At 49.3% G+C, this 11,159-nt stretch carries 7 protein-coding genes, 1 tRNA gene and 1 pseudogene; 3 read left to right on the forward strand and 6 right to left on the reverse strand.

Annotation, left to right across the window (positions count from 1 at the left end; all coding sequences use genetic code 11):
* Nucleotides 1-157 precede the first annotated feature (157 nt).
* Entirely contained in the window at nucleotides 158-568 is a 411-nt protein-coding gene (locus FBQ74_RS00375; protein WP_139754787.1) for a c-type cytochrome, read from the reverse strand.
* 240 nt (nucleotides 569-808) lie between these two features.
* Here FBQ74_RS00375 and FBQ74_RS00380 point away from each other — a divergent pair.
* The 3 genes from FBQ74_RS00380 to FBQ74_RS00390 all read left to right on the forward strand — a co-directional run bounded on the left by FBQ74_RS00380 (nucleotide 809) and on the right by FBQ74_RS00390 (nucleotide 3,607).
* Nucleotides 809-885 (forward strand) — tRNA-Arg (locus FBQ74_RS00380).
* 355 nt (nucleotides 886-1,240) lie between these two features.
* A complete protein-coding gene (locus FBQ74_RS00385) occupies nucleotides 1,241-1,669 on the forward strand; it encodes a DUF3010 family protein (protein ID WP_139754788.1) in 429 nt (142 codons plus the stop codon).
* Between the two features lie 240 nt (nucleotides 1,670-1,909).
* The gene (locus FBQ74_RS00390; RefSeq protein WP_139754789.1) at nucleotides 1,910-3,607 is read left to right on the forward strand and encodes a methyltransferase domain-containing protein; all 1,698 of its coding nucleotides are present in this window, start codon (nucleotides 1,910-1,912) and stop codon (nucleotides 3,605-3,607) included.
* Between the two features lie 54 nt (nucleotides 3,608-3,661).
* Here FBQ74_RS00390 and FBQ74_RS00395 read toward each other — a convergent pair whose 3' ends face one another.
* The 5 genes and pseudogenes from FBQ74_RS00395 to FBQ74_RS00415 all read right to left on the reverse strand — a co-directional run bounded on the left by FBQ74_RS00395 (nucleotide 3,662) and on the right by FBQ74_RS00415 (nucleotide 11,024).
* On the reverse strand, nucleotides 3,662-4,285 hold the full coding sequence (locus tag FBQ74_RS00395; protein WP_232371953.1) for a mechanosensitive ion channel family protein: 624 nt from the start codon (nucleotides 4,283-4,285) through the stop codon (nucleotides 3,662-3,664).
* A gap of 196 nt (nucleotides 4,286-4,481) precedes the next feature.
* Nucleotides 4,482-5,957 carry a tryptophan halogenase family protein gene (locus tag FBQ74_RS00400; RefSeq protein ID WP_139754790.1) on the reverse strand — a complete coding sequence of 492 codons (1,476 nt, stop codon included), beginning with the start codon at nucleotides 5,955-5,957 and terminating at the stop codon, nucleotides 4,482-4,484.
* 7 nt (nucleotides 5,958-5,964) lie between these two features.
* Nucleotides 5,965-6,999, reverse strand: coding sequence for a cupin-like domain-containing protein (locus FBQ74_RS00405; RefSeq protein WP_139754791.1), 1,035 nt, complete (start codon nucleotides 6,997-6,999; stop codon nucleotides 5,965-5,967).
* Nucleotides 6,992-7,759: a SapC family protein gene (locus FBQ74_RS00410; RefSeq protein ID WP_139754792.1), complete on the reverse strand. Its 768-nt coding sequence runs from the start codon at nucleotides 7,757-7,759 to the stop codon at nucleotides 6,992-6,994. Before FBQ74_RS00410 ends, FBQ74_RS00405 begins: the two co-directional genes overlap by 8 nt.
* A gap of 195 nt (nucleotides 7,760-7,954) precedes the next feature.
* A pseudogene (locus FBQ74_RS00415) lies at nucleotides 7,955-11,024 on the reverse strand (TonB-dependent receptor).
* Between the last annotated feature and the right edge of the window lie 135 nt (nucleotides 11,025-11,159).

Below are 11,159 nucleotides of genomic sequence, written 5' to 3' on the forward strand. Positions count from 1 at the left end.
CTAAATTGCTACTTTTTGTTTAAAAATACAGCACTTGGTTCACGTCGGACCAGAGCCGCGCTGGCGTTGATGTCAGGTGCGCTTCGTACAAATAAAGCTACACCTGACTCATGATTTTTTTGTAGGGTAAAGAGGGTCGACAGGTTGGTAACTACCGTTAAATACCTTCGATCATGTATTCAATAGCGGCTTTTATCTCGTCGTCACTGCAATCGCCACAGGTACCTTTCGGCGGCATAGCGTTATAACCATTAATTGCATTTTCAAGCAGCATATCAAAACCACGTTCATCCAGGCGCGGTTGCCAGTCAGCGGTCACCTGCATCTTAGGCGCACCCAGTACGCCGGCACCATGACAGGCTACGCAGGCGTTATTGTAAACAACTTCACCTGAACGGGTACCACCGCCGCCACCGCCAGCAGCTTCGCCCTGAGCTTCATCACCGGCAACGTGTACCGAGCCCACCGGCTTAATGCGATCCTTAATCGCCTCTTCGCTCATCTCCTGAGCCTGTGCTACCGCTGCCACTACCATTGCGCCAGCAACTAACCACGACTTTAATTTCACATCCGCCTCCGGGCGTTACAGTAAAATGCCTATTAAAAGAAGATTATAACGGTTATTTAATGACTACAACCATTTAGCAACAATTAACCAATTTTTAATCAATTGCTAATTCTGACATCGCCAATATAGATTTCTGCCACAAAACGGTTGATGCTACCGCCCACCCTAAGTATTATAGCGCTCCTCAATGCCATTCCCGACTCACGCTGTCGATGGTGGTTGAAACAGTTTATAAAGTACGCACCCGTAGCTCAGCTGGATAGAGCGTTGCCCTCCGGAGGCAAAGGTCATAGGTTCGAATCCTATCGGGTGCGCCAGATATAAATAAGCCGACTTTTCGAGTCGGTTTTTTTATATCTGTTGTATTTCCGTGGATGAGAGCCTTTGTTCGACAAAATCATCAGGAATGATTTTGAACGCGCTTTAGCGCGGCCCGCAGGGCGAGGCGCAGGAAGCGCCGAGTAATCCTATCGGGTGCGCCATTTCAGTCTATCAGTTGCATCAATTGCTAAATTGCTTCGTGCTCAGATTGCGAATCGTCACTGATTCCCTAGTCGCCTTCTCGTCAAATAACAAGCTTAAAAGAGAGTTACTCAATAGCAGAAAATCACTCCGTAGAGCGGATAATTTCGGTATACTCTGGGCTCTGATATTTAATGGTGGAGCTTCTCAATGCGTGTATGTGGTGTAGAACTGGCAGGTAATGATGCAAACATTGCCCTATTGAATCTTGATAACGGCATGTTTTTGCTCCCTGATTGCCGTACAAGAAAAATGAGTCTACAAAAAAACGCTACCGCTCATGAGCTGAAGTATTTCCAGAAATCTTTTGCGCAATTGGTTCAGGACTACAAAATTGAAACAATTGTCATCCGCGAGCGCCCTATGAAGGGGAAGTTTGCCGGTGGGGCCATTGGTTTTAAGTTAGAAGCTGCGCTGGAGTTGTTAGACGGGGTAAAAGTGATAGTGATGCCACCGACAGAGATCAAAGCAGCGTTAAAAGATAATCCCATACAGGTAGAGTTTAACGAGACCGGCCTAAAAGGTTTCCAGAAATCAGCGTTCGAAACCGCACTTAGTTACATGAATCAACACCTGTAAGGTTTCCCGCAAGGCCGCTTGCTTAGTAGATTGGTGATGCTTTGACTTCCCAAGTTACCAATTTAGCTCATCAAAAATTTAGTTCTTGAAAGCAGGACCGCACTGCATCTAAAGGCTTACAACCAATGTGCGCACTCGCCATGCGCTTTTGCAATTCTTTGATAGAGTTCGTATTGTACTGAACTTATAGAATATATCTGCCAAAGCTTGTACAAATGTTCAGCTCGGAAGTGATGCAAATTGTCAGAAAACATACACTTTTACACCAAAAATGCTGAAAAGCTGACTGCGCAATACAACAGTGTGTCTTTTGAAAAGGTACATCAGAGCTGGCTATCTGAAGTTCCAGACAAAGGTTTTGCTCTGGATATAGGTGCTGGTTCCGGGCGGGATGCCAGATATCTGGCGGCAAAAGGGCTTACCGTTTTTGCTGTTGAGCCTGCAACAGGCATCCGTGAACAGGCCCGGCAGTATACTGTTGATCAGAATGTTCACTGGATTGATGACACGCTGCCTTCTCTGGATAAAGTCTTTAATCTGCAGACAAAATTCGACCTCATTCTTCTTAGCGCGGTATGGATGCATATTGCACCCTCAGACCGTGAGCGCTGCATTCGTAAAGTAAGCTCGCTGCTCAAAGCCAGCGGTAAGATTGTCATTTCTTTACGGCACGGTGCTTGTAGCGATGAACGTACGATGCACCCTGTGCCGGCTGATGAGCTTGCTGCGTTCGCCAAAAAGTTCGGCCTGGCTTTCAGGTTGATAGATGAAAATAAGCGTCGTGATGAATTAGGCCGCAGCGATGTGAGTTGGCAAACCGTTATCCTCACATTACCTGACGATGGCTCCGGCGCTTTTCCGCTGCTTCGCAATATCATTATGAACGACAACAAGTCATCTACCTATAAAGTGGCATTGTTGCGAACCCTGCTGAGGATTGCCGAAGGGCATCCGGGAGCAGTAATAGAACGAACGCAGGAGCATGTTGTGCTGCCTCTTGGTCTGGTTGCCCTTTACTGGGTTAAGTTATTTAAGCCGCTGGTCGATCATTTTAAAATTCCCCAGAACAGTAATACCAACCGAGGGTTGGGTTTTGTAGAAGAGGGGGGCTGGAATGCGCTCGCTTCTTTTACGGCCAACGATTTTTATATTGGTGCCATGTATCTGCAACCTGAATCTGCTCAAGCGGTATATCAGACGTTGAAGGATGTCGCTGTCACTATACGTGATATGCCAGTTCGCTACACAACATTGCCGGGTACTGATAAGGGTGTTTTTCTGGCTGAAACCCAGCGAATCAAAAAACCGGCGGGAAGTCTTGTTCTGGATGCTGACTTTCTGGCTTCTCTAGGGCGCTTTTATGTGCCAGTAAATATTTGGGACTCGCTAACCCGTTTCAGTGTTTGGATAGAACCATCGCTGGTAAATGAATGGGCCGGGCTTATGCAGAGTTACACCAAAAAAAATACTGCGAAATCGTGGTCCAATGTCGAATTGCTAAATGCGCTTTCCTGGGAAGATCCTAAAAGAACAACAACGCGAGTCAGAGAACGCATCAATCAATTGATTCGAGCCGGCGGTGTGAATTGTTGCTGGTCAGGAAAAGCGCTTCGGCTGCCGAGCTATGCTGTGGATCATGCTATGCCTTTTGCTCGCTGGCCGAACAACGACTTGTGGAATTTGTTGCCAACCCAGGCAGCTGTGAATAGCAGTAAATCTGATAAATTGCCCTCATCTATGCGCATGATGAACAGCAAAAGCCGGATTACCGAATGGTGGGAACAGGCCTGGGATGAGCAGGCCGATGAATTTTTTGTACAGGCAAATTTGTCACTGCCCAATCTACCGGCCAGTAACCGAAGCTTTGCAAACGTATTCGAAGCAATGACGATTCAACGGGATCGGATCAAGGACTTTCAGCAGCTAGTGGAATGGTGACAGCAAAGAAAAAGTATTTCTTTGCGATTCCCCGCAATGCTTTAGCGCTTAAAATTAAACCTCTTCCTGAGGCATATCATCATCTAGTTTAGCCACTGGCTTTTCTTCAGCCGGCTTCGTTATAACTTTGCCCATGGTGCCCCATTTTACCTTGGGGTTGAGTAGTACCGGCCGCGTCAGAATAAGATTATTAGGGTACATCAGTGTTTCGCGATCAGCCGTCACCAGGCGCGAACTAAACGGGCCGATATCGGCAATAACCCCTTCGATGAAATTATCACCGTCCAGAATGCGAACATAGTTTCCTCGGCGGTAGGCCACATTGGTTAACAAAATAAAGTATGCGGTGATATTACTGATGAGCGACCAACTGGCAAATAGTGCCACGCCTGTGACTGTGAGGATAGACGTGGATAAAACCAACAGCCCTGAAAAGTCGATGCCCCATGCAAGTAACAGCAGTGCTATAGATATGGTTGCAACCAGCACCCGGGCTACAAACAGCCCCTTAGTAGCGCTATTGGATTTTAACTTCGACTTCTCCATATTGGCTTCGAGCTTTGGCAAAAGCTTTTGGGAGGTTGCCAAATAAATCAATAACACCACTACGCTCCACACTACATTCAACTGGTACTCAGTCAACCACTGCAACAGTGTGTGCCACCACTCATTCATCATAAAACCTCGAGACTAACTTAACGCGCAGAGTATAAGTAGAATTGATGGTATGTACTAGCCATAGACGTGGTTTTGTTCTTTAGCAAAACCAGCGTCACGTTAACGCTGATTCCAGCGAACGTCCTCTGCCGACTGGCTCGATTCAAAGGCCTGTTAACGTGTTATGTGCCGTAAGGCAAAAGACGTCACTCGCCTATCACCGCCCACAATATCCCTTCACAAAGTCGGCATGCTCTGGCAGCTGTTTGACCGCTGCAAGAACCCGTTCACGCTGCTGGCGCAATGAGTTTTTCAGCTGATCTTCGGAGAGCATGGTCGCGGCCGGATGGTAATGGGTTGGGGTAATGCCCTGACCTAGCATCACCTGGGTCCAGGAGTCCACGCGAAACAGCTCGTTTAGTTTTTGAAAGGCATGAGCCTGCTCTTTGAAAAGGGTAATGCGACTGATCAGTGAGTCGGGCACTTGCATGTCTTTGCAGTGCTGCCAGAACGGGCTGTCGTCGCGCGCGGTTACATGATAATGCAGGATGATGAAGTCGCGGATGCGCTCGAGCTCGGCCTGGGTCTGGCTGTTGTATTCGTCAATCAGCGCCGGGTCGTGGCCGCTGTGAGGAAACAGCTGCATAAAGCGTGTGATGCCCATCATGACCAGATGGATGCTGGTGGATTCAAGTGGCTCCACAAACCCACTGGCCAGCCCCAGTGCCAGACAATTGCGATGCCAGGCTTTTTTGCGTCTGCCGGTTTTAAAGCGTAGCGTTCGCGGGCTGGTGAGCGGTTCGCCTTTTACATTTTTAAGTAAGGTTTGTCTGGCTTCCTCATCATCCATAAACTTACTGGAATAGACCAGTCCATTGCCAACGCGATGTTGCAAGGGGATCTCCCACTGCCAGCCGGCATGGTGGGCCGCTGCGCGGGTGTAGGGCGGGGCAGGCTGGGTGCTTTCGGTTTGTACGGCGCAGGCGCTGTCGCACAGCAGCCAGTGCGACCAGTCCTCAAAACCGGTTTCCAGTGTTTCTTCAATCAACAAGCCTTTAAAGCCGGTGCAATCAATGAAAAAGTCACCCTCAATAATCTCGCCGCTTTCAAGGTGTAGGGCGCTGATGTCGCCGTTGTCATGTTGGGCGACACGGCTGATAACGCCTTCCGTGCGCGTTACGTTCAGCGCACTACAAAATCGTTTTAAAAAACTGACATAGTCGCCGGCATCAAGATGATATGCATATTGAATATTGCTTTGCTGCGAGGTAGCGAATTTATGCTGGCGGGCCGCTTCCAGTTCAAAACAGTAGTCCCCGTATGTACCTTCCAGACCCTTTTCTTTGGCGCTTAAGAAAAAGTGAACAAACTCTGCCAGCCAGCTTTGCTGACCGGTCACCCCGAAAGAGTGGATATAGCGCTCGCCAATATGCCCCCAGTTTTCAAACTGGATACCCAGCTTAAACGTGGCAGAGGTGGCGCGCATGAATGCCTGCTCGTCAATCTGTAGCAGTTTATGAAAGGTTCGCAGAGGCGGAATTGTCGCTTCACCGACACCGATAGTACCGATGGTTTCCGACTCAATCAGCCTGACATCCACCAGCGGCCCCATTTTGCGCGCAAGAGCGGCGGCGGCTATCCAGCCGGCGGTACCGCCACCGGCAATGACAATTTTCTTCGGCGTTGTTGTCATAATCTTACTACTTATTGAGTTGATTGATGATAATGGCCCGCAAGCGTCGGGCCTGAAGTTCGTCTAATTCGGCAAGCACCCCCTGACCCGCTTCAGGAATATGCGCAGATGCATTATCGCTGTTCCCAAATACGTAGTGGTCGAATAATGCTTTAAAAGCGGCTTTTTCGCGCTCAGGACGATCGCGTATCGCCAGCATGGCGTGAAACAGGGCTGGCATACCGTGGCCAAGAAAGGCAGCGGCTTCACTCCACCAAAAGTTAACCAGAATATTGAAGTCGCTTAGTCCCTCAACCTGATGCCACCACATACTGGGAATAAAAATGCCGTCACCGGGAGCAAGTTCGGCAACCTGAGCATGTTTGATGGCTTCCTTAAATTTGGGGAAGCGCGCATAGTCGGGATCATGAAAATCCACCATGCTAATCATCTGGCCACCCGGCGTCTTTTCCACCGGCCCGGGATACAGGTTATCAATCTGTTCAGGGGGGAATACCACCACGCGACGTTTGCCGGCCACGCAGCAGGCAATATTTTCATTACAGTCAAAGTGACAGGAGGCCAGTGACTGATTGCCTATCCATACACTTACCAGCGGCTCGTTACTGTCGGTGGGCGTAAGATGTGGCGTCTGGCTGAATTGCAAATCAGGTTTTAGGCCCGGAAAATAGGTATCCACCGGGGCCGAGGCCATATACAACGATTTGTCCTGTGGCCGGGTAAGCAGCTCATTCAGAAAGTCACGGACATTTTGACGCACGCTTTCATAATTAAGCGATGCTGCATCCTGTTCGTAAAAATACCGGCCTTTGATTGCCGATGATGCCCGGTACACCATAGAGGGGCGGCCATTATAAAATCCCGCTAAATAGTTCACTGCATCAGAAGGAGAGCGGCTAGCGTGCTCCAAAAGTGGCCAGTGACTTGCGATACCACGCAGGATCAGCGGTGAGGCCTGCTCAGTGAGCACTGACAACGGCGGGGCATCACCGGCAGCGACTTCCTCCACATGCTGGCACACATCAAAAACCGTTTCAGGCATGGCTGGATTGTTCGTGTTGCAGGCGGATATTTTTCAAATCCACCAGTGTCTGAATGTTACCCAGTGATGATAAGGCCAGGAACAAGCCCTGCAGAAACCCTTTTTGATGCAGCGTGTGCAAGTCATCCGCGCTTAAAGCTGCAACCTTCTCCTGACTTACTGCATAGTAGCCACTCACTTTTAAAGGTGAACCATCGGTAAGTTCAATATCGATATTCAACGGCTCCATTAAATCCAGCGATTGCCAGGCGCTGATCATAGATTGGGTCACCTGCATGCCCTGATGAATGACGTGCAGCACAGAAGCGATGCGATTCAGATAATCAGAGTTTCCCCCTTTTGGTAAAAACAATGGCGTGCCATGTTGCTCACTTAGCCGTGGGCTGGAGGTATCGATATGCACCATTACTTCCTCGCCATCACCATGCAGGCCAATGGCAAAAGGACCGCGCGCGATAACCGCAGGGACATAGTCTGTTGCCCAGCCGTGATGCGATCGAAGATTTTCATAAGTGTCGGGCAGTGTTTCGTTCAAAAAGAGGTTTTCGTTACGTGCCAGCCCTAACAGTGCTGTCATCGTAAAACTGTTGGTGTCCTTATCCGGGTAAAACAGCACAGGGTAATGCTTCATGACGTCAGCAAGCTCTGTGGCAAAAACCGGTACAGACGTGACGTTATCACCAAATTCAGCACGGTACTGATTGATTACCCGAATATCTTTGTGGGTGACATTATCTAAAAGGGTGTAGTTATTATTCATATTTATGCCTTTTTGAAACCTGCGGCCTGAGATGCTCGCATTTACCTCTATATCAGGATGTATTTGGCGCTGGAATGAATACTATCTAATCATATTCTGCAGCAGGTAGCATCTGAGAGTTTTAATGCATCAGCAGGCGCACAACGCATAAAGGCCACCGAAGTGGCCTAGCGTTTTAATACATAACTCAGCAAGTTAGAAAGTATAGCGTGCGCCAAGATTGTAACGTGCACCTAAGTCTTCCAAATACCATAGCTGATTAGGCGTACGGCCATGCTCACGGCTGTTTTCACCGGTGATATTGATACCTTCAACAAACACTGACAGGTGCTCATTCACCTCGTAGCTTACGTTCGCGTCAATCTGATAATAGTCTTCGATGTAAGCCGGGTTATTAGAGCCCTTATAGTTAGCCCGGTTAAGGTATTTTTCGCGCCAGTTCCATGCGACCCGGGCCGTCCAGCCATAATTCTCATACAGTAGAACCAGGTTGGCGGTGTCACTTAGGCCGGTAAGGGCGAACTGCGACACATTCGGGTTACCTTCGTTATCAAAACCAATGTCACCGCGCACGATGGTGTAGTTTGCCTGCACCCCGAAACCGGTTTCCCCGAAGAAATGTTGGACCGCGAACTCGCCACCGTACAGTTTGGCTTCCCGGTTGTTTTGCGGGTAGGACGTGCGGAACACCAGGTCCGGATCGCCTTCTTCAGGAATCAAATCCCATCCGGGAGTTTCACCAAGCTCAAGAATCTGTTCCGCCGAACCGGTGTAGTCATCTGCGCCGTTAGGATATGCCTGCGGTTGTTCCAGCAGTACCATCATGGCAAACAGTGACGTATCATCGACCGCAAAACCACGGTCACGAAGTGCATTGGCAGCGGCAATAGCGCGTGGGCCTGATGTCTGGTCCTGAATACCGAAGTAGGTGCGATCTTCCTGGCCGGTGCCGATAAAGTTGGCTACCCGTTTTTCGAAGAAGCCGACCGACGCATAACTGGTTTCGTCGTAGTACCACTCAAACGAGATATCCAGGTTGTCTGATTCAAGAGGCAACAGCGCCGGGTTTGAGGAACTGGCTGTCGCACGCGCACCGTTGAGGGTAGAGCCTGTTAGCCCAAACCCGCTTGGTGACACCCGCAGCGATCCATACCCCGCACGAGCAATGGTTTTACTGTACGAGAAGCGTCCTTTTACATCATCGGTAAGCATGATGTCGAAGTCTAAACTGGGCAGCACGTTGTCATAGTCAGCTTTTACACTTAGCGGCTGCGCTGTGGTTTCAGGGTTTGTGAACACACTGAAATCGTTGTTGTTTTCCCAAACCAGATAGCTGGGCGGCGTTACCAGTGAGGTAGAGTCCACGTCAGTGGTTTCATAGCGCACACCGGCCAGAACGTTAATTGGCATGTCGTTCCAATCGGCCTGCACATGCACCTGGAAGTAAGCCGCCATGGTGTCTTCTTCTACCGTATCATTGGTAGAAAACACATCGCTGACCCCAAAGTAGTTGGCATCTGACGGATAAAGCGCAATGCCTTCACGTGCCAGTGCAACCGTGTCACCGGTAAAGCCTATACCCTGACTTTCACCGGTGCTGTAGTCGTCAAACTCGCCACCCACATCAATCTGTTCCAGTAAGCCTTCTGAGAATTCACCCGGGTTGGCAATGCCCCAGTTGCCTAGTGTCATGTTGTCACCGGCTGTCTGACGGGCGTTCATTTCCATGGCGCGGCCTTCCACCCCAAATTGGAATTCACCATTGTCCAGATAGTAGGTACCGTCGAATTTGAACTGGGTAATTTCGGTAACCTGAGAGGCATGACGGAAGCGCAGTATTGAAGAGCCAACGTCGCCGGCATCCAATACGCCATTGTCATTACCGCGCTGAGAATCATCATAGACATTGCGATAAGAAGGCAGCTCACGGCCAAACCACCATTCGCGAGAGGCAACAATCGGCGCGCCCAGGCCGACAGCAATCTCGCCGGACGCCAGGTTATCACTTGGTCCTGTGGGTAAGCTTTCCATTTCTGAGTTGTGAACATCAAAATTAAGCTTTAACGAATCGCTGTAGAAATACTCGAAATTCAAACCCAGTGAGTTCAGGGTGTTGGTTTGTTCACGATATTGCTGTTCGTAACCTTCATCTACGGTGCCGTTGTAGTTTTCCGCAATGTAGATAGGCGTTGCAACCGGGCCATCATCAAACTCAACCTGTGTAATGTTGGAGCCGTTTTGCACCCAGTTAGTAATTTCACCACGGTGCTCGTTGATTTCGTTTTCTGCAAACAGATAATCCAGCGTCGCGGTCATGTTGTCAGCAGGCGCGTATTGCAAAGTAATCTGTGCATTTTTACGCTCACGCTGGCGGTCTGAAAAGGCATAGCGTAAGTCGTTAGGACGGGCGTAAAGCTGACCCACATCAGGCACATTCTGGTAAACCGACATGTCAGCGTTGTTAAACAGCGTATCAGGATCGTTAGGGTCGCCCCATTCACCAATATTCCAGTCGTTTACGGTTGCACCCACATAACCAGAATCGCGCTGCTGAATAATTGCAGTGACATTGACCCCGAACGTGGCGTCTTCATCTGTCCAGTTTACAATGCCTGATACTTCGGGCGTTACGTCGTCGCCTACGCGATTTGTGGTATCGTGAACGGCTTTAGCGGCTACGGATGCTGTAAAGCCAGGATTGTCTAACGGGCGAGCGGTCAAAATGTTGATTGTAGCGCCAATACCACCCGTGGCGATATCCGCTTTACTGGTCTTATAAACCTCAACCGCTCTTACGCCTTCTGATGCCAGGTTGGCAAAGGAAAATGCGCGGGTACCACCGCGTACCATCGGCACCACTGCCGCCACCATATGTTTGGGCAGCAGGCATCATACGGCCATTGAGCGTTATCATGTTATTACCACCGCCAAAACCACGCACGGTAACTTCGTTACCCTCACCGTTAGTTCGGCTAATGGATACACCTGTAATACGCTGCAAGGATTCGGCGAGGTTGGTATCCGGGAACTTACCGATATCTTCAGCGGATATCGCATCCACAACACCCACTGAGTTTCGTTTAATAGATTGCGCTTCTGTCAGGCTGGATTTAAGGCCAGTAACCTCAATGACCTCTACCGGTTCGCCATTCTCTGTAGCGCCATCGTTCTGCTGAGCAAATGCTGGCATCATGACGCTGGTACCAAGTAAAACAGAAAGGCTCCTGGTCAGGAGTGACTTTTTAAATGGAATGTTTCGTTTCATGTGATTCCCCAATCGTTTCCCTATTACTTGCTCACTATTGCATGCGAGACTGTTCAACGTTTCCCAAATAAAACCAGAAGATCAGCAGGCGCATAGTAAACAAACTGTTAACGAATGGTAATAAGCTGGTGAAAG

This window comes from Salinimonas iocasae (assembly GCF_006228385.1).
In the GTDB taxonomy this organism is placed as follows: Bacteria; Pseudomonadota; Gammaproteobacteria; order Enterobacterales; family Alteromonadaceae; genus Alteromonas; species Alteromonas iocasae.